Below are 19,013 nucleotides of genomic sequence, written 5' to 3'. Positions count from 1 at the left end.
TCCTCCCCGAGAAAAAATATTTAACCTCTCCCTCCTCATTATATAGAATTGGAGCGTCTTCGGAAAGGCGGGAAAAAGACAAGGCCGCAAACAGATGGTTTTTTTGCCTTGATGTATTAATAAAAAACAGAGAACCCATCAGCCGAGCTGACGGGTTCTCTGAGGATGTATAGATTAAGCAAGTACTTTCATGACGTTGCGGACGGAATCAGCCGATTTTTGCAGGGCTGCTTTTTCGTCTTCTGTCAGTTCAAGCTCGATAATTTTTTCAATGCCGCCTGCGCCAAGCACAGTCGGAACACCAAGATAAATGCCTTCAAATCCGTATTCGCCTTCCAGAAAAGCGATGGAAGGAATCACACGACGCTGGTCTTTCAAGATCGCTTCAGCCATTTCCACAAGGGAAGCAGCCGGTGCATAGTAAGCAGAACCGTTACCAAGCAAGGCTACGATTTCGCCGCCGCCTTTACGCGTGCGCTCAACAATCGCATCGAGACGCTCTTTAGGAATAAGTGTTTCCAACGGAATACCACCTGCATAAGAGTAGCGTACGAGCGGAACCATGTCATCACCGTGGCCGCCAAGAACGAAGCCTGTTACGTCTTTTACGGATAAGTTTAACTCTTGGGCAACGAACGTACGGAAACGAGCTGTATCTAGTACACCTGATTGTCCGATTACGCGGTGTTTAGGGAATCCGGATTCTTGAAATACTGTGTAAGTCATCGCGTCAACCGGGTTTGTTAATACGATGATTGTGCACTCTGGTGAATATTTAACAATTTCCGATGTAACTGCTTTCATAACTTTCTGGTTTGTTTGAACTAAATCGTCACGGCTCATGCCAGGTTTACGCGCAATACCAGCTGTAATAATGACGATATCTGAGTCTTTCGTGTCTTCATAGTTGGACGTGCCGATGATGTTCGCATCAAAGCCTTGTACAGGGCTTGCTTCAAGCATATCCAATGCTTTCCCCTTTGTCGGACCTTCGGCTTGTGGAATATCAACGATAACAACGTCTCCTAATTCCTTTTGCGCGAGTAGAAATGCAGTAGTTGCTCCTGTGAAACCCGCGCCAATAACGGAAATCTTTTTACGTTTTAAAGACATTAGAAAGTTCCCCCTTAAAGTTAGGTAGAATATATGCAATACCGTTCCTCAGTGGAAGAGGAACGGTTATGCTGCTAATTAAAGGTTTTTGATTAGTTCGTCAGCAAACTCAGAAGTTTTTACTTCTTTCGCGCCTTCCATTAAACGGGCAAAGTCGTAAGTAACTACTTTAGATGCGATCGTTTTCTCAACGGATTCCGTGATGAGTTTTGCCGCTTCGTTCCATCCTAAGTGCTCAAGCAATAATACACCTGAAAGCAGAACGGAAGAAGGGTTTACTTTATCAAGACCTGCATATTTAGGAGCTGTTCCGTGTGTCGCTTCAAAAATAGCATGTCCTGTTTCATAGTTAATGTTTGCTCCTGGAGCGATACCGATACCGCCTACTTGTGCTGCAAGTGCATCAGAAACGTAGTCGCCGTTCAAGTTCATTGTTGCTACTACGTCGAACTCTTTCGGGCGAGTCAAGATTTGCTGAAGGAAAATGTCTGCAATCGCATCTTTGATGATGATTTTGCCGGCTGCTTCCGCATCAGCTTGCGCTTTGTTCGCTGCATCTGTACCTTGCTCTTCTTTCACTTTGTCATATTGAGCCCAAGTGAATACTTTATCGCCGAATTCTTTTTCAGCCAGCTCATAGCCCCAGTTTTTAAAAGCGCCTTCTGTAAACTTCATAATGTTGCCTTTATGTACTAAAGTAACAGATTTACGTCCTTCTTTAATGGCGTAATTGATCGCTGCACGTACGAGGCGGGAAGTTCCTTCTTGAGAAACAGGTTTAATACCGATGCCTGACGTTTCAGGGAATCGAATTTTGTTCACACCCATTTCATTTTGCAGGAAGTTAATTAATTTTTTCACTTCATCTGAGCCTTCCTGATATTCGATACCGGCATAAATATCTTCTGTGTTTTCACGGAAGATGACCATGTCTGTATCTTCAGGACGCTTAATTGGAGAAGGGACTCCATCAAAGTAGCGTACCGGGCGCAAGCAGACGAATAAGTCCAGCTCCTGGCGAAGCGCTACGTTTAAAGAACGGAAACCGCCGCCGATTGGCGTTGTTAATGGACCTTTAATCGCGATTAAGTATTCGCGGATTCTCTCCAATGTTTCTTCCGGAAGCCATTCACCTGTTTTGTTGAATGCTTTTTCTCCGGCATATACTTCTTTCCATTCGATTTTCTTTTCGCCGTTGTATGCTTTTTCAACAGCTGCATCCAGCACTCGGGAAGCTGCTGCCCAGATGTCCGGGCCAATGCCGTCACCCTCAATAAATGGGATCACCGGATGGTTTGGTACATTTAAAACTCCGTTTGTTACAGTAATTTTTTCGCCTTGTGTCATCTTACAATACCTCCAATTCCATAATCAAAGGTTAGAGGCATTCGCCATCTAACCTTTGTTACTCACTCTATATTACACCAATTTTTTTGCGTTTTGTAAATATTAGAATTACTTCCGCTCACCAATTGGCACATACGTTTGCATATCCGGGCCTGTATATTCTGCACGCGGACGGATTAAGCGGTTGTTTGAATACTGTTCAAGAATGTGCGCGAGCCAGCCTGATACACGGCTTACTGCAAAGACCGGCGTGAACAAGTCATGGTCGATGCCGAGACTGTGGTAGACAGAAGCTGAGTAGAAGTCCACGTTTGGCGGCAGCTTTTTCTGAGTCGTAACAAGCTCCTCAATTTGCGTGGACATTTCGTACCATTGGGGCTCTCCTGTTAATTCTGTCAGTCTTCTGGACATTTCTTTTAAGTGCTTCGCACGCGGGTCGCCTTGGCGATACACACGGTGGCCGAAGCCCATGACTTTTTCTTTATTGTTCAATTTATTCAAAATGTATGGTTCTGCATTGTCTGCAGAGCCGATTTCAGACAGCATTTTCATTACTTGCTCGTTCGCTCCGCCGTGAAGCGGCCCTTTTAAGGCGCCGATCGCTGCTGTTACACCGGAATAAACGTCAGACAAAGTAGCGACACATACACGTGCCGTAAAGGTAGATGCATTTAGTTCGTGGTCCGCGTGTAAAACGAGCGCTTTATCGAATGCTTCGATTTCTACTGCTTCCGGCTCTTTTCCGGAAAGCATGTACAGGAAGTTCGCTGCCAGACCGAAATCTTTGCGCGGCGCGATCGGTTCCTGCCCTTTGCGAATCCGGGCAAAAGCTGTGACAAGCGCAGAAATTTTCGCCTGCAAGCGGATCGCTTTGCGGTAATTTGCTTCATCATTCATTACATCTGCTTCTTCATCGTATAAACCGATTAACGAAACGGCTGTGCGAAGAGCTGCCATTGGATGGACCTTATCAATTGGATACTGTTTAAAGTGGTTGAGTACTTCTTGAGGAAGATCATAATTGTCTGCCAGTTGCTGTTTCAGCTCGTCCAGCTCTGCCTGTGTGGGAAGCTTCCGGTGCCACAACAGATAAATCACTTCTTCAAAGCTTGCGTTTTCTGCTAAATCATCAATGTTGTAACCTGCGTATGTAAGTGTATCATCAATAATGGAACTTACTGAAGATGTTGTTGCCACTATTCCTTCTAATCCACGAGCGGTCGTCATAATTCGTTCTCTCCTTCGACTATTAGTTTCCCCATTACCTTTTTTTAAAACCACTATCGTTAATGAGCGGATGCTCAAGATGGCTTCGCGTAAAATATAAATACTTTTATTAAAAGGTTGCGCTTTCAACTGCTATTATAAACAATTATCTGATATTTGTGAATGACATGTGTCTAAAAATATACAAAATTGTTGTGGCTTTTAAATAAAACATGGGGAAGATTCATGTTATACTAAAAAATTGTTTACTTCCTGTGCTCATTATACATGTTGATAAATAAAATTTCTATTGAAACCACTCAAAAACTTTCATGGCCGTATAAGCGATGCCGGCGCCGATAATCGGTCCGACAGCCACTCCATTAAAAAGAGCAACAGCTGCGATCGTTCCGAAAACGAGCGCTGTTGTAATTTCCGGATCTTCCGCCAGCAAAATGATACCGCCTTTACCAAGGATTGCCACAACCACGCCTGAAATAAGAGCAATCCAGGCAAATGGCGACTTTAACGAAGCCCCGAGCTCTTTAAAACCAATTTCCCCTGTCGCAATTGGAACAAGAACGGCGAGGGTAATAATCGCCACTCCCCAGTTGATTCCTTTCGCCTGAATCGCGGAAAAAAACTTGTCGTCAAGGCCGATAATCTTCATAACGAGCAGAACGGTGACCGCGATAAGCAGCGATTGATTTTTAGCAATGAAACCAATCACAAGCAGCATGAGTAAAAATAAATAAGGATACACGCTTTCACTCCTTTCATTTTAGCAAGCGCTTTTGACTCCGGCGCAGTTTTTGTCGGTATTATGTGAGTTGTTCTCTCTTTTCTTCCCTTTGACTGCTTGTTACAATATTAGAACAACCCTATATTCAGGGAGGTGGGTCCTTGAGTCCAACGAGCCGGGACAGGCTTATTCGTTTCATCATTGTTATTGTTTCCACTATTCTGCTGCTTCTGTCCTTATACTATATTGCAAAAGTAACATACCCGTTTGTTATCGGTTTTGCTGTTGCTTTTCTCATGAAGCCATTCGTCCGCTTTCTGGAAACGAAAGCAAAACTACCGAGAGTGGCGGCTGTCGCGACAGCCATTCTTCTCATCTTGGCTGTCTTTGCCGGCGGCATGACACTGTTAATTGCTGAAATCGTCTCGGGAGCCAACTATTTCGCCTCGGTCGTACCGCGTCATATTCATGTCGTTGTCGGCCAGATGGAAACAATGTTCGCTTCGCAAGTCATCCCGTTTTACGAGCGGGCAGCCGGGCTGTTTAAATCACTGGATACCGGCCAGCAAGAAACGATTTCCGCGAACATCCGGGAAACGGGCGAGCAGTTCGCTTCAACAGCAAGCGAATTTATTCAGACCTTTTTCTTAAAGCTTCCTACACTCATTTCATGGATTCCCAATTTTGCTACAGGCTTAATCTTCTCATTTCTTGCTGCTTTTTTCATCAGTAAAGATTGGGAGAAACTTCAGCAGCGATCGATGACCTATTTGCCGGTCAAAGCGGCCGAAAGCTTAAGAAAAGTGTTTACCGCTTTGAAAAAAGCGTTGTTCGGCTTTATGCGGGCTCAGCTGACGCTCATTTCGATTACAACGTTCATCGTCCTTGTCGGTTTGCTTATTTTGCGGGTAAATTACGCGATTACATTGGCACTCGTTGCCGGTCTCGTTGACTTACTTCCTTATCTCGGAACAGGTACGCTGTTTGTCCCGTGGATCATCTATGAGTTTATCGCAGGCGATACTAGTCTTGCCATTGGGCTGACCGTGTTATATGTCATCGTCATTGTCCAGCGCCAGATTATGGAACCGAAAGTGCTGTCTTCGAACATCGGGCTTGATCCTCTTGCCACGCTCATTGCTTTATTCGTCGGTTTTAAGCTTGCCGGGTTCTTCGGCTTAATTCTCGGTCCGGTCGTTCTCGTCGTCATCAATTCTCTTCATAGTGCAGGCGTATTTACTGACTTATGGGGGTATGTGATTGGCAAAGACGTCCCTCCGCCGCCTCAATAAAACATACTAAGCTTAGTATGTTTTTGATCCTGAGGAGAAATGCGGGAAGATTTGTTCACGAGACTAGCGCGCTATTTATCACTTCGAGGACTTTGTTCACGATTCCAGCGCGTTATTCATCACTTTGATAGCTTTGTTCACCATTTCCGGCCACTGAAAAAAAGAGGATGTTCCCAAAAGCCTGGCTTTTGGGAACATCCTCTTTTACTATTTCATTATGATGACACGGTCATTTTGAAATGAGTTTTTAAATGTTTTTAGCACGAGCGGCTTCAATACTCTTCTTGTGTATGGAAACAAAAGCAAAAAGCCAAGTAAGTCGGTCACAAATCCAGGTGTCAACAGCAAGAGGCCTCCGATTAAAATACAAACACCATCGATCACAGCCTCACCGATAAACTGGCCGTTTTGCACATCTTCACGCAAGCGGGTGAGCGCATGCACTCCTTGTTTTTTAGCTAAATACGCCCCTGTAAAGCCTGTTGCCAAAATGAGAAGGACTGTCGGAAACACCCCGATCATTTTTCCTGAAAAAAGCAGCAGCCCAATCTCAAGCGCCGGAATGATAATAAAAATAAAAAGTAAATATTTCAACGGCTTATCCCCTTTTATTTTTCAGTTTATGCCTGGATTTATTATACCATTCCCCCGGCTTCTTCAGCAAAAAAAAGAAGCGGCCCAAAAGTCGGTAATTCACTGACTTCTGGGACACCCCCGCTCAATTAAAGGACGTTTGCATGCCCGTTATAAATAATGCCTCTTGCTGCGTCGACTGTGATTTCCTGGCCGTCTTTTAAAATAGACATTGCATCGTTGACGCCAACGAGAACCGGCATGCCAAGATTAATGCCAACAACTGCCGCATGGCTCGTCAATCCGCCTTCTTCTGTAATGAGAGCGGCACATTTTTCAATAGCCGGCACCATGTCTCTGTCGCTGCCAATCGTCACAAGGATCGATCCTTCTTCTACTTTGCTGAGTGCTTCCGCTGCATCTTTGGCAACGACTACCTTTCCATAGGCTGACTTACGGCCGATTCCCTGTCCTTTGATTAAAACATCTCCAACGACATGAATTTTCATGAGGTTTGTTGTGCCTGCTTCACCGACTGGCACACCCGCTGTGATCACGATTAAATCGCCGTGCTTCACAAGGCCGGTGTGCAGGCTTTGCTGTACAGATAATTCCAGCATTTCATCGGTCGTTTTTACTTTTGGCCCGATATGCGAAAATACTCCCCAGACGAGCGCCAGACTGCGCGATACTTGTTCATTAGATGTGACAGCCACAATAGGTGCCTTCGAGCGGTAGCGCGAAATCATCCGTGCCGTATGGCCGCTTTCAGTTGGTGTTACGATCGCTTTTACTTCAAGATTGTTGGCCGTATGAGCTACAGATTGCCCGATCGCATCAGTCATCGTATGGCCGCTCACTTTACTGCGTATAGATAAAATTTCCGAATAGTTTAACGCCGTTTCTGTTCTATCGGCAATGTTATGCATCGTTTGAACAGCTTCAAGCGGATACATGCCAGCTGCTGTTTCTCCTGAAAGCATGATTGCATCCGTTCCGTCGAAAATAGCATTCGCCACATCGCTTGCCTCTGCGCGTGTTGGCCGAGGGTTGCGCTGCATCGAATCAAGCATTTGTGTAGCTGTAATAACCGGTTTGCCAAGCATATTACATTTTTGAATTAATTTTTTCTGGACGAGAGGCACTTCTTCCGCAGGTATTTCCACGCCGAGGTCCCCCCGTGCCACCATCAATCCATCAGACACTTCAAGTATGCTGTCAATGTTATCGACGCCTTCTTCATTTTCAATTTTAGGGATGATTTGAGTATGGCCCGCCCCATACTGTTCCAGCAGCTCTTGAATTTCCAGTACATCAGATGCCCGGCGGACGAAAGAAGCAGCGATAAAATCAACTTCCTGCTCAATGCCGAACTTAATGTCTTCCGCATCTTTTGCTGTAATTCCCGGAAGGTTGACAGATACTCCTGGTACGTTGACGCCTTTTTTATTTTTAAGCGTTCCGCTGTTCAGCACTTTCGTTTGAATTTCCCCTTGCTGTTTGTCAATACCTGTGACTTCGAGTGCAATTAAACCATCATCCAGGAGAATCTTTCCCCCGATCTGTATATCATTAATCAGCCCTTCATACGATACCGAAAATTTTTCAGGCGTGCCGAGCGTTTCATACATGGAAATCGTCGCCTTGCTGCCGGCTGTGAGTTCAATCGAACCGTTTTCCATTTCATGCGTGCGGATTTCGGGTCCTTTCGTATCCAATAAAATACCGATCGTTTTCCCGGTCCTTTTTGCTGCTTCGCGAATGTTTTTAATTCGCTGCGCATGCTCTTCGTGATTTCCGTGTGAAAAGTTCAATCGGGCTACGTTCATGCCCGCTTCCATTAGCTTCTCAAGCATGGACGGGCTTTCGCTTGCAGGGCCAATCGTACATACAATCTTTGTCTTTCTCATCTTTTGACAGCCTCCTATGGAAAATATATTAAATGGATAGCTCTTTTGATAACCGGTAAATGTCCAAATCAAGTTTGTGAGGGAGAGAAAGGGCTTCTATGATGTCGTAGTCGACGAGTTCATTCCGTTCAATTCCGACCGCGCGTCCGCCTTTTCCGGCAAGTAAAAGTTCTACTGCCCTTGCCCCCAAACGGCTTGCAAGCATGCGGTCTACAGCTGTTGGAGAACCGCCCCGCTGCATATGGCCAAGGACAGATACTCTCGTTTCAATTCCGGTTAATTCTTTTACTTTTTCGGCGAATTCATTTCCGCTCATGACTCCTTCAGCCACGATAATAATACTGTGTTTTTTGCCACGTTCAAGCCCTTTTAATAAACGCACTTTAATGGACTCCATATCGATAGGGTCTTCTGGGATAACGATCGTTTCCGCTCCGCCGGCGAGGCCGGCCCACAGCGCCAGATCTCCGGCGTTTCTGCCCATTACTTCTACAATAAAATTCCGCTCATGGGAACTGGCCGTATCACGAATTTTATCCACAGCATCAATGACTGTATTTAATGCCGTATCAAACCCAATTGTAAACTCTGTTCCCGGAATATCATTATCAATTGTCCCGGGCACACCGACACACGGATAGCCAAGCTCAGTAATCGCTTTCGCCCCGCGATAAGAACCGTCGCCGCCAATGACAACGAGCCCGTCGATTTCATATTTCTCCAGCTGCTCCAGCCCCTTTTTCTGTCCTTCTGCTGATTGAAACTCGGGGCACCTCGCTGAACGGAGAATGGTTCCGCCGCGATGAATAATATCGCCGACTGAGCCCGCTTCCATCTGTTGAATGTTGCCAGTAATTAACCCTTGGTAGCCTTGATAAATACCATACGCTTCCAACCCGTGATAAATAGCTTTACGGACGACAGCGCGAACGGCTGCATTCATTCCCGGTGCATCACCGCCGCTCGTCAGCACTCCGATACGCTTCACATGAATCCCCCCGTCTTAATATGTACTTGATTGACTGTCTATAAGAAAACGACCTTCTACTTAATGTTAGTCTGTTCTCTGCTCGTCTATTCTAAAATAACAGAAAGGTCTGACCTTCACAACGCTTATACACCGCCTTCGCAATTAAATCGGAATGGCGTCCTTTTGCAAGCGTTTACTCTTTTATATCACAAAAAAAGACTCGATTTTCCAAAAAAAGAGAACGTGCTTTTTGCCCTCAGCTGCACGTTCTTCTTTTCCCGCTATTTATTCGCCCAAAACAATCAGAGACTGTATTCTCCGATTGTTTTGTATTTCATATAGCGCTGATCCAATAAATCGGACGCTGACAATTGAAGCAATTGCTTCAGTGCCGGCTTCAGTGTTTCATCAATGAGCGCCGCCTGCTGGACGACATCACGATGAGCGCCGCCGCTTACTTCAGGAATGATGCTGTCAATAATGCCAAGCGCTTTTAAGTCGCCCGCCGTAATTTTCATCGTTTCTGCTGCCCGCTTTGCCTGAGAAGCATCTTTCCAAAGCAACGCCGCTGCTCCTTCCGGTGAAATAACGGAATACGTAGAGTTCTCCAGCATAAACAATTTATCGCCGACGCCGAGTGCCAGCGCCCCGCCGCTTCCACCTTCGCCTATAACGATACAAATAACAGGCACTTCCATGCCAGCCATCTCAAATAAATTTTTGGCGATCGCTTCGCTCTGTCCGCGTTCTTCTGCCGCTTTTCCCGGGTAAGCCCCTTTTGTGTCAATCAAACAAATAATTGGACGTTTAAACTTCACCGCCTGGTTCATTAAGCGGAGTGCTTTCCGATAGCCTTCCGGATGTGGCATACCGAATGTACGCTTGATGTTTTCTTTCGTATCACGTCCGCGCTGATGACCGATCACTGTTACAGGAAGACCATGGTACTTAGCAATCCCGCCGACGATGGCTGCATCATCACCAAATAGCCTGTCACCATGCAGTTCCATGAAATCGGTAAACAGATGGCCGATGTAATCAAGCGTGGTCGGCCGCTCCGGATGACGGGCCATTTGCACGCGGTCCCAAGGGGTCATGCTTTCGTAAATATCTTTTTCCAGTTTTTTGAGCCGCTGTTCGAGCTTTTCAATTTCTTCCGTTAAATCAACGTCAGACGTAGAAGTAAACTCTTTTAGTTCAGCGATTTTCCCTTTAAGCTCCGTTACTGGTTTCTCAAATTCTAATCCTATCATGCGAGTTCACCACCCGGTTGATGTATGTCAAGTAAAAAGGAAATTTTTTCTTTTATATCGTGGCGGTGGATCACCGCATCCAACTGGCCATGTTTTAATAAAAATTCAGCCGTCTGGAAATCTTCCGGCAGTTTTTCATGAATTGTTTGTTCGATAATCCGTCTGCCGGCAAATCCGATCAGCGCGCCAGGTTCTGCAAAATTATAATCACCAAGTGACGCGAAGCTTGCGGATACGCCGCCTGTCGTCGGATGGGTCATAATTGAAATGATCAATCCGCCGTTTTCACTGAAGCGCTTTAAAGCCACGCTTGTTTTCGCCATTTGCATTAATGAAAGGACACCTTCTTGCATTCTGGCGCCGCCTGAAGCCGTGAAAATAATGAACGGCACACTGCGTCTGTCCGCTTCTTCAATCGCTCTCGTGATTTTTTCGCCGACAACCGATCCCATGCTGCCCATTCGAAAGTGGGCATCCATGATGGCAACGACGACTTCAAAGCCATCGATCCGGCCGACACCAGTTAAAATGGCTTCATTCATTTTTGTTTTCTGTCTATCCGCCTCGACTTTTTCCATGTAATCCGGGAAGTTCAGCGGATTCGTTGAAGCGAGTCCGGCATCGAGCTCTTGAAATGTACCTTCATCAATAAAGGAATCACGGCGTTCAAATGCAGTCATTCCATGGTGATGGCCACATTGCAGACAGACTTGTAAGTTTTTCTTTAATTCTTTCGTATACATGATCTTTTTGCATTTCGGGCACTTTTGCATAATCCCTTCAGGAACGTCCTGCTTACTCGCCTCTGTCGGTATCGTCGCATATTTTTTCTTCTTCGGTTTTTGTTTATTAAATAAATCTTTAATCAACTTGCATCCTCTCCCCTGTAAAAGCTTCAACCTAATCATCTGTTTTCATGAGATGGACGGCAAAATAACGGAACAGCTCACCGGCTGGAAAGCTGTTTGTATGCTTCAAAAATATCTTTTATATTTTTTGTCTTTAATGAATAAATTAAATGATCAAAAGCTTCCATGTCTGTTGCGGGCCTGTTTTCCTGATGAATCGCAGCTGCATAATCAGATACAATCAGCCAGATTTTTTTAAGTAGTGAGTTGCCGCTTACATCCATTAAATAAGCAAAAAAATCGTGTTCCGTAAAAGAAGATTTTTTCATTTTCGCAGAGAGCTCAGCCAGCTGTTCATCTAAGCCTGGCTGCGCCGCTACGGAAGACAAACAGCCCATTTCCACAATTTCTTTCGTCAGTTGGACATCTTTTTTCGTCTGGTCCTTGTTTAAAATAAACGTGCTCAACAGCTGAACAAGCTGATGGTCGCTAAAATCGCGGAGAAAAGTGCCTTCTCCCCGCTTCGTTTCAATTAACCCGAGCAGCTCCAGTGCCCGCAGCGCTTCTCTAACAGAAGAGCGCGCAGCAGAGAGCCGCTCGGACAGCTCTCGTTCCGACGGCAGCTTATCTCCGGGAAGCAGCTCGTCTGCCGCGATCATATCACGAATCTTTTCGACGACTTCCGCGAATTTGGATTGCGGCCGTTCATGCTGCACGAATTTATTCACCTTTTCCAATGAGAGACAGCTGCATCGTCCGTTTTCGCACTTCTTCAGGGTCTGCTTTTAAGCGGGAAACGCCTGTTTCCATCGCTGTTTTCGCCACTGCTGCTGCGACTGCCGGTGCGACACGAGGATCGAAAGGACCGGGAATAACGTAATCAGCATTAAGCTCGCTTTCATCAATTAAACCGGCAATGGCTTCTACAGCCGCCTGCTTCATTTTTTCGTTAATATGCGTCGCACGCACATCCAATGCCCCCCGGAAAATGCCTGGAAACGCCAGTACATTATTCACCTGGTTTGGAAAATCCGATCGTCCGGTTCCAATCACTCGGGCACCAGCCATTTTTGCTTCTTCCGGCATCACTTCCGGAACTGGGTTCGCCATCGCGAAGATAATCGGCTCCGGATTCATCGTTTCAATCATTTCTTTTGTTAATGCGCCGGCAACAGACACGCCGATAAATACATCCGCGCCTTTGATCGCATCTTCAAGTGTACCTTCTTCGCGGCCAATATTAGTAAACTTGGCGACTTCGTCTTTCACTGGATTCATGCCTTCTGGGCGCCCTTCATAAATCGCTCCGCGCGAATCGCACATAATAATGTCGCGGACACCATAGCTTGATAACAATTTAATGATGGCAATGCCGGCCGCACCTGCACCATTGGCAACCACTTTAATATCTTTGAACTTTCTGCCTGTTAATTTGAGCGCATTGAACAGTCCGGCGACGGTAACGATTGCTGTACCATGCTGGTCGTCATGAAACACCGGAATGTTCGTTTCCTTTTTCAAACGCTCCTCAATTTCAAAGCAGTGCGGAGCAGCTATGTCTTCTAGGTTGACGCCGCCAAATGTCGGTTCCATCAATTTCACGGTTTCCACAATTTTATCCGCATCTTCTGTGTTTAAACAAATTGGAAATGCATCTACACCAGCAAAGCTTTTAAACAATACTGCTTTTCCTTCCATGACCGGCATGGCCGCTTCCGCACCGATATTTCCAAGTCCAAGCACCGCTGTACCGTTTGAAACGACAGCCACAGTATTGCCTTTAATTGTATAGTCAAATACCGTTTCCGGCTTTTCATAAATTTCCTTGCATGGCTCTGCCACACCGGGCGAATAAGCAAGACTTAAATCCTTGGCATTTTTCACTGCTGTTTTAATGCCGGTAGATAGCTTTCCTTGATTGATTTTATGCATATGTAAAGCTTCTTCTCTAATTGACATAATTTTTCGCTCCCTGCTTTTCGCAATCCTTGTCCGCCAGTTAGTGGTCAGACCACATTTTTGTCTATTACACACAATAAACCATCGGCGAAAAGTTGTAAAGTAATTTTATTTAAGCACGACATGCTCTGTTCCAATTATTTTCTTTAATTCTTCCAGTAATTGTTCTGTCGGTTTAACGGAACTCTTTTCACGAAGTTTCACGGTCTGGCGGCTTCTTTCATAATGAAGAACGACCGATGTTTCCCCTTTGAAGCGGCCGAGCAGCCGGTGAACATCTTCAAGGATTAAATGTTCATCCGGCGATTCGGGTATTTTCAAGTACAACGTTTTCTCTTTTTCTAACTGCCATTCTTGCAATTCTTCCACGCTTTTTACGGTTTTAACGATCAGCTGCTTTCGTCCGTTTCTTTCTTCCACGTCCCCTGTCAAATAAAGAACAGCGCCTTTTTGGATGACAGCCGTGCGTGTACGGTAGACGGCAGGAAACACAACGCCTTCTATGTCACCGCTCCTGTCTGAACAATCGGCAAATGCCATGTTTTCTCCTTTTTTCGTGCGGATCGACTTCACTTCATTCATGAAAATACCGACAGATACGCTGCGGCTGCCGGAAGTAAGGCGGGAAATCGGAACCGCTCCCGCCTGTTTGAAAAGCTTTTCATACGGTTCTGTCGGATGCGCCGATAAATAAAGGCCGAGCACTTCTTTTTCAAGCGTAAGTTTATCTTCCATCCGAATCGGGTCGACTTGCGTGTACTTCGGCTTCGGAAAAAAGTCATCTTCCACAAATAACGCTCCGTCTGCCCCTTCTTCCGGTTGAATGAGCTGCGCATGTTCAATCGCTGCGTCAAGAGTGGCAAGCAGCACAGCACGGTCTTCTTTAAAATCGTCAAATGCCCCAGCAAATACGAAAGCTTCCATTGCCTTGCGGTTTACCACATTGAGCGGCACGCGCATACAAAAGTCAAATAAATCAATAAACGGCCCCTTTTCCCGGGCGGCTGTCACTGCTTTCAGCACGCCCGCTCCCACACCTTTGATCGCTGCCAGGCTAAAACGAATGCCGGCGTCTTCGGCCTTAAATGGATAATGGCTGCGATTAATGGAAGGCGGCAGCAAGGCAAGCCCCATATCTTTCACTTCCGCGGCATACTGTTTAATCTTGTCTTCATTTCCAACAGCGGAACTTAACAGCGCTGCCATAAAAATCGCCGGGTAATGCGCTTTTAAGTACGCAAGACCGTAAGCAATAAAACTGTAAGCAACCGCGTGGCTCCGGTTGAAACCGTAATTAGCGAATTGGACAATGAGGTGATAGACGCTCTCCGCCGTTTCCTCACTGTAGCCGTTTTTCACTGCGCCCTCGACAAAATGCCGGCGCTCACTGTCCAGTAGCCCCTTTTTCTTCTTGCTGACGGCTCTTCTTAATAAATCAGCTTCTCCGAGAGAAAAACCCGCAAGCTTGGAGGCAATCTGCATAATTTGCTCCTGGTAAATGAGCACGCCGTACGTTGGTTCTAAAATATCCTTTAAATCAGGATGAGGATAGTCAACCGGCTGGCGGCCGTGCTTGCGCTCAATATAAAGAGGAATATTTTCCATCGGACCCGGCCGGTACAGAGCGTTCACTGCAACGATATCTTCAAAACGATTTGGCTTTAGTTTCGTCAGCACTTTGCGCATCCCCTCTGATTCCAGTTGAAAAATGCCAGTCGTCTTTCCTTCTCCTAAAAGCCGAAACGTTTCTTCATTCTGTAAAGGTATATTCTGCAAAGTTAGTCTTTTTCCTTCTACATAATAAATAGAATCAATCATTCTTTCAAGAATCGTCAAATTGCGCAAACCGAGCAAATCAATTTTCAGCAAGCCGAGTTCTTCCAGCGTGTCCATTGGAAATTGTGTCAAAAAAATTCCGTCATGCCCTTCTTGTATGGCAACGAGTTCTGTCAGCGGCTCTTCTGTAATGACCATCCCAGCTGCATGAGTGGACGTGTGGCGCGGCAGCCCTTCAAGTGTTAATGCCGTTTTGTATATTTTTTCATTTTCCCTCGTCTGATGCACCCACTCACGAAAGCCCGCAGATTCCGCGTACTGTTGCTTCAGCGTTAAGCCGGAACGCGATGAAATCAGTTTTGACAACTGTTCAAGCTCTTTCGTAGAAAAGCCAAACACTCTCGCTACGTCACGCATAACCGCTTTGGCAGACAGCGTACCGAACGTAATAATTTGCGCGGCATGGAGCATTCCGTATTTATTAGCCACGTAGCGGATCACTTCATCGCGCCGGTGGTCAGGAAAATCGAGATCGATATCGGGCATAGACACACGTTCCGGATTCAGAAATCGTTCAAATAAAAGCCCATGTTCAAGCGGATCGACGGTCGTAATCCCGAGCACATAAGCAACGAGCGAACCAGCCGCCGACCCCCTGCCCGGTCCTGTCAAAATATTTTCATCTTTTGCAAACTTCATAAAGTCCCAGACAATCAGAAAATAATCGCTAAAGCCCATTCTTTCAATTGTGTCGAGTTCATAGGCCAGCCTGTCCTCATACTCGGGCTGCTGCGCTCTCTCTGATTCTTCCAGTCCTTTTTGGCACAATTCGTGTAAATAAAGAGCGGCTGACCCTCCATCCGGTACAGGATATCTCGGCAACAGGCGGCGGCCGAGCGGAATATCCACTTGGCAGGCATCCGCGAGCCGGGCCGTCTGCTCGAGCGCTTCCGGCAGATCAACAAACAACTCGGCCATTTCTTCTTTAGAAGTAAAATATGCTTGATCGTTCTCGTCTATGTGCTTATCTGCCAACTTTACTCCGTCGCGGATTGCTTCTAGGCACTGGGCGGCGAACGCTTCTTCTTTGTTTATATAAGTGACCCGATTAGATACAAGCAACGGAACCGACAGCGAAGCACTCAGTTTCTTCATCGCTTCAATTGCTGCTTCTTCCCCTTGTTGCCCGCAGCGCCCGACAGATAGAAAGAAATGTCCCGGTTCAAACTGTTCTTGCAGCAGCAAAGCGGCTTTTGCCGCCTGCTCCGGGTCTTTCATAAGCAACTGCTCCACTTCTCCTTCAATGCCCGGAGTAAAAGCAAACACCCCTGAAGAATAGCCTTTCAGCCACTTTAACGGAATGCCTTCTTTCGCTCTCGTTTGAATGGCACTTGATATTTTCAGCAGGTGATGATAGCCGGTATTGTTTTTAGCCAGCAGCACGAGCGGAAATGATTTTCCCTCCGTAAGCCCGCTTTCCACATCAGCAGTTAAACCGATAATCGGCTTGATGCCAGCCTGTTTACACGCCTTGTAAAAAGGCACAGCACCGTACATAACATTGCGGTCCGTGATGGCGAGCGCACGATAGCCCAGCTCCTCTGCTTTTGCCGTCAGCTTGCCGATTGACACAGTACTCGACAAAAGGCTATAGCCTGTTTGAACTTGCAGATGCGTAAACATCATCATCATCCTTCATTTACAATTTTCGTTCTTTATTCATACTTTCATTATAAGTCGGCCGCTTGAAAAAAGAAAATATGTTCTGTTTTCATATAGCTTGCCGGCCGCACATATATAAATAGAAAGACAAGCACAGATGGAGGACATATGGCCGAAACTTTTTTTCATGAATTATTTAAATGTTATTTTATCGCATTCGGTGTCCTGCTCGGCGGTTCATTAATCGGAGGGCTGGCGGCTTTTACGACAGGAAAACCGCTTTATACAAGCATTGAGCAAATAAGTGAAAGTTTGCGGATTTGGGCAATTATCGCGGCTATCGGGGGGACATTTGATACGCTGTACAGCTTTGAAAAAGGCTTTTTAGATGGTGAAACGAAAGATTTGTTCAAACAGTTTTTATTAATTTTATCAGCCATGGGAGGTGCCTACACGGGCAAAGTCATTATCGTGTGGCTGATCGGGGAGCACATCTCTCCATGAGAGTGCCATCGCTTCATAAAAAACCGAAGGCAAAATGGGTACTGGCCGGGGCGGCGATCGGCTTTTGTTTAAGCTGGCTGCTCTTTCTTTATATGTTCGGCGCTATGCAGGAACGGCAAACGGTCGTGCTGGAAAAGCAGAAAAATGACATTAGCGAGCTGCGGACACAGCTCGAGATTTGGCAGGAAGAATTCAAAGAGCTTAATAAAAAAAACCTGCACAAGCTGACTGTGCAGGAAATTGAAGTTGATATTATCAATTATGAAAAATACGGCATCGATGACGCCCAGAGCATTTTCTCCGCCAAAGAACAAATAAAAAAAGATTTATCCGTTTTATATGCGAAAGACCTTGAAACCGTTTATTCCCATAAAGAACTGATTCGGCAGAGCATAGAAAACAAAACGCTGAAAATTAACAAACGGAGCTATTCTTTGCACGTCAAAGAATGGCACTTTTATACGACGATCCACATCCAGCTAGAAATGGAACTTGAAGGCAGTTGAATCTTACATGCTCTCCATGCAAAGAGCCTCAAGATCAGCTGCCACCTCCTCTGCCTCTTCCCACGAATAAACGGAAGCGCCGGCAGCGAGCGGATGGCCGCCTCCTTTATACTTTTTGGCAATTTCATTAATTACCGGCTTTTTTGAACGCAGGCGCACACGGATTTGATCTTCTTCTTCGATAAAAAAGACCCACGCTTTAATTCCTTTCACACTGCCGAGCGTACTGACGAGCAGCGATGCCTCAGACGGAACGACACCATATTCATCAAGAAGTTCTTTTTTCAACGTGACAGAAGCCGCCCCGTTCGGCGCCAAACGGAATGTCTGCAAAATATAGCCTTGCAGCTTTAATACTTTCTCTTCCGTTTCATACATGCGGTTAAACAGCTCGTTGCGGTCAAAGTCAAATTGAAGCAGTTCACCGGCATACTCCATCGTGCGCATCGTCGTGCTCGGGTAAAGGAAACGGCCAGTATCGCCGACAATGCCGGCAAACAAGAGGCGTGCGCCTTCATCGTTCAGCTTCAAACCATCTTCTATGCCGCTTTTGAACAAATCATAAATCATTTCACTGACAGAACTGGCGGACGTGTCTACCCAAAGAAGATCGCCGTACGGGTCTTCATTCGGATGGTGGTCAATTTTGATCCACTCTTTGCCAAACTTATAACGGTTATCGCAAATTCTGTCTTGATTGGCCGTGTCACAAACGATGACAAGCGCACCTTCATACGCTTCGTCCGAAATCACATCGAGCTTGCGCAAATAATTAAGTGTCGGTTCTTCTTTTCCAACTGTGTACACTCGTTTATGAGGAAAAGAAGCGCGGATCATTTCCGCAAGTCCCCCTTGCGACCCGTACGCATCGGGATCAGGACGCACATGGCGGTGGATAATGATCGTTTCATATTCTTTTATTTTTTGGATGATTTGCTTCTTCATCTTAAGCTCCTTTGCAGCAGGCAAGTTTTTTAAGTAGAATTTCCCCCGCATTCCCGGTAAAATAGAGATGTTTGAACAAATAGATGGAGGAAAAACTATGCCGGTTTTAGTATTTTTGATCGTTTTATCGTTTTCTTTTTATATTATTTATAAGGTTCAATACGTCAGAAGCAGACGCCCGATGGAGAAAAAATGGCTGTCCGCAAAATCAAGCATGGCTCTCGGCCTCTTTGTCGGCTGTTTCGGCTTGAATACATTGTTTATCCAACAGACTACTATTTCTTATATTGTTGCCGCTTTCTTCCTGCTCATCGGATTTGCGAGCCTTTGGGCCGGTTTTAAAGCGTACCGGCATTTCCTTCCGTACGCCCGCAAAGAAGCGGAAGAATTAAAAAATTAATGATTGT

The 19,013-nt window shown here is 45.8% G+C and carries 17 protein-coding genes; 4 read left to right on the top strand and 13 right to left on the bottom strand.

Annotated features, from left to right (window positions below):
- Nucleotides 1-174: 174 nt before the first annotated feature.
- From mdh to F9802_RS12715, 4 genes are all read right to left on the bottom strand, one after another.
- The gene (gene mdh, locus F9802_RS12730; RefSeq protein WP_152152494.1) at nt 175-1,113 is read right to left on the bottom strand and encodes a malate dehydrogenase; all 939 of its coding nucleotides are present in this window, start codon (nt 1,111-1,113) and stop codon (nt 175-177) included.
- Nucleotides 1,114-1,191: 78 nt separating this feature from the next.
- The gene (gene icd / locus F9802_RS12725) at nt 1,192-2,460 is read right to left on the bottom strand and encodes an NADP-dependent isocitrate dehydrogenase (RefSeq protein ID WP_152152492.1); all 1,269 of its coding nucleotides are present in this window, start codon (nt 2,458-2,460) and stop codon (nt 1,192-1,194) included.
- 108 nt (nt 2,461-2,568) lie between these two features.
- Complete coding sequence (citZ, locus tag F9802_RS12720; RefSeq protein WP_152152490.1) at nt 2,569-3,687, bottom strand: citrate synthase; 1,119 nt, start codon at nt 3,685-3,687, stop codon at nt 2,569-2,571.
- A 286-nt stretch (nt 3,688-3,973) separates the two neighbouring features.
- On the bottom strand, nt 3,974-4,405 hold the full coding sequence (locus F9802_RS12715; RefSeq protein WP_152152689.1) for a DUF441 domain-containing protein: 432 nt from the start codon (nt 4,403-4,405) through the stop codon (nt 3,974-3,976).
- A 164-nt stretch (nt 4,406-4,569) separates the two neighbouring features.
- Here F9802_RS12715 and ytvI point away from each other — a divergent pair, with 164 nt between their 5' ends.
- Complete coding sequence (gene ytvI / locus F9802_RS12710; protein ID WP_152152488.1) at nt 4,570-5,700, top strand: sporulation integral membrane protein YtvI; 1,131 nt, start codon at nt 4,570-4,572, stop codon at nt 5,698-5,700.
- Between the two features lie 207 nt (nt 5,701-5,907).
- Here the strand turns inward: ytvI and F9802_RS12705 are convergent, their stop codons facing one another.
- From F9802_RS12705 to dnaE, 8 genes are all read right to left on the bottom strand, one after another.
- Nucleotides 5,908-6,294 carry an FxsA family protein gene (locus F9802_RS12705; protein ID WP_152152487.1) on the bottom strand — a complete coding sequence of 129 codons (387 nt, stop codon included), beginning with the start codon at nt 6,292-6,294 and terminating at the stop codon, nt 5,908-5,910.
- 128 nt (nt 6,295-6,422) lie between these two features.
- Complete coding sequence (gene pyk, locus F9802_RS12700) at nt 6,423-8,183, bottom strand: pyruvate kinase (protein ID WP_152152484.1); 1,761 nt, start codon at nt 8,181-8,183, stop codon at nt 6,423-6,425.
- A gap of 28 nt (nt 8,184-8,211) precedes the next feature.
- On the bottom strand, nt 8,212-9,171 hold the full coding sequence (gene pfkA, locus F9802_RS12695; RefSeq protein WP_152152483.1) for a 6-phosphofructokinase: 960 nt from the start codon (nt 9,169-9,171) through the stop codon (nt 8,212-8,214).
- A gap of 284 nt (nt 9,172-9,455) precedes the next feature.
- Nucleotides 9,456-10,406, bottom strand: coding sequence for an acetyl-CoA carboxylase carboxyl transferase subunit alpha (gene accA / locus F9802_RS12690; protein ID WP_152152481.1), 951 nt, complete (start codon nt 10,404-10,406; stop codon nt 9,456-9,458).
- A complete protein-coding gene (gene accD, locus F9802_RS12685) occupies nt 10,403-11,275 on the bottom strand; it encodes an acetyl-CoA carboxylase, carboxyltransferase subunit beta (RefSeq protein WP_152152479.1) in 873 nt (290 codons plus the stop codon). Before accD ends, accA begins: the two co-directional genes overlap by 4 nt.
- Before the next feature lie 77 nt (nt 11,276-11,352).
- Entirely contained in the window at nt 11,353-11,970 is a 618-nt protein-coding gene (locus tag F9802_RS12680) for a FadR/GntR family transcriptional regulator (RefSeq protein ID WP_152152477.1), read from the bottom strand.
- Between the two features lie 4 nt (nt 11,971-11,974).
- The gene (locus F9802_RS12675) at nt 11,975-13,213 is read right to left on the bottom strand and encodes an NAD(P)-dependent malic enzyme (RefSeq protein WP_152152475.1); all 1,239 of its coding nucleotides are present in this window, start codon (nt 13,211-13,213) and stop codon (nt 11,975-11,977) included.
- 108 nt (nt 13,214-13,321) lie between these two features.
- Nucleotides 13,322-16,675: a DNA polymerase III subunit alpha gene (gene dnaE, locus F9802_RS12670; protein WP_152152687.1), complete on the bottom strand. Its 3,354-nt coding sequence runs from the start codon at nt 16,673-16,675 to the stop codon at nt 13,322-13,324.
- Nucleotides 16,676-16,819: 144 nt separating this feature from the next.
- Between dnaE and F9802_RS12665 the strand changes: the two genes are divergently transcribed.
- Both F9802_RS12665 and ytrI read left to right on the top strand, forming a co-directional pair.
- Nucleotides 16,820-17,155, top strand: a complete 336-nt coding sequence (locus F9802_RS12665) for a YtrH family sporulation protein (RefSeq protein WP_152152473.1) — start codon at nt 16,820-16,822, stop codon at nt 17,153-17,155.
- Entirely contained in the window at nt 17,152-17,661 is a 510-nt protein-coding gene (gene ytrI, locus F9802_RS12660) for a sporulation membrane protein YtrI (protein ID WP_152152471.1), read from the top strand. Before F9802_RS12665 ends, ytrI begins: the two co-directional genes overlap by 4 nt.
- 3 nt (nt 17,662-17,664) lie before the next feature.
- Here ytrI and F9802_RS12655 read toward each other — a convergent pair whose 3' ends face one another.
- Nucleotides 17,665-18,606 carry a DHH family phosphoesterase gene (locus F9802_RS12655; RefSeq protein ID WP_152152469.1) on the bottom strand — a complete coding sequence of 314 codons (942 nt, stop codon included), beginning with the start codon at nt 18,604-18,606 and terminating at the stop codon, nt 17,665-17,667.
- Between the two features lie 97 nt (nt 18,607-18,703).
- On the opposite strand from F9802_RS12655, the gene F9802_RS12650 reads away from it, so the two are divergent.
- Nucleotides 18,704-19,006, top strand: coding sequence for a YtpI family protein (locus F9802_RS12650; RefSeq protein WP_152152467.1), 303 nt, complete (start codon nt 18,704-18,706; stop codon nt 19,004-19,006).
- The last annotated feature ends 7 nt before the right edge of the window (nt 19,007-19,013 follow it).

The organism is Bacillus aerolatus (genome assembly GCF_009183655.1).
GTDB classification, from domain to species: domain Bacteria; phylum Bacillota; class Bacilli; order Bacillales; family Domibacillaceae; genus Pseudobacillus; species Pseudobacillus aerolatus.
This window is presented reverse-complemented; position numbering and strand designations above follow the sequence as displayed.

What these genes read in the sequence shown, in the direction of transcription:
- mdh (WP_152152494.1), bottom strand. Translation starts at nt 1,113, where the DNA reads ATGTCTTTAAAACGTAAAAAGATTTCCGTTATTGGCGCGGGTTTCACA.
- icd (WP_152152492.1), bottom strand. Translation starts at nt 2,460, where the DNA reads ATGACACAAGGCGAAAAAATTACTGTAACAAACGGAGTTTTAAATGTA.
- citZ (WP_152152490.1), bottom strand. Translation starts at nt 3,687, where the DNA reads ATGACGACCGCTCGTGGATTAGAAGGAATAGTGGCAACAACATCTTCA.
- F9802_RS12715 (WP_152152689.1), bottom strand. Translation starts at nt 4,405, where the DNA reads ATGCTGCTTGTGATTGGTTTCATTGCTAAAAATCAATCGCTGCTTATC.
- pyk (WP_152152484.1), bottom strand. Translation starts at nt 8,183, where the DNA reads ATGAGAAAGACAAAGATTGTATGTACGATTGGCCCTGCAAGCGAAAGC.
- accA (WP_152152481.1), bottom strand. Translation starts at nt 10,406, where the DNA reads ATGATAGGATTAGAATTTGAGAAACCAGTAACGGAGCTTAAAGGGAAA.
- F9802_RS12675 (WP_152152475.1), bottom strand. Translation starts at nt 13,213, where the DNA reads ATGTCAATTAGAGAAGAAGCTTTACATATGCATAAAATCAATCAAGGA.
- dnaE (WP_152152687.1), bottom strand. Translation starts at nt 16,675, where the DNA reads ATGATGTTTACGCATCTGCAAGTTCAAACAGGCTATAGCCTTTTGTCG.
- F9802_RS12665 (WP_152152473.1), top strand. Translation starts at nt 16,820, where the DNA reads ATGGCCGAAACTTTTTTTCATGAATTATTTAAATGTTATTTTATCGCA.
- ytrI (WP_152152471.1), top strand. Translation starts at nt 17,152, where the DNA reads ATGAGAGTGCCATCGCTTCATAAAAAACCGAAGGCAAAATGGGTACTG.
- F9802_RS12655 (WP_152152469.1), bottom strand. Translation starts at nt 18,606, where the DNA reads ATGAAGAAGCAAATCATCCAAAAAATAAAAGAATATGAAACGATCATT.
- F9802_RS12650 (WP_152152467.1), top strand. Translation starts at nt 18,704, where the DNA reads ATGCCGGTTTTAGTATTTTTGATCGTTTTATCGTTTTCTTTTTATATT.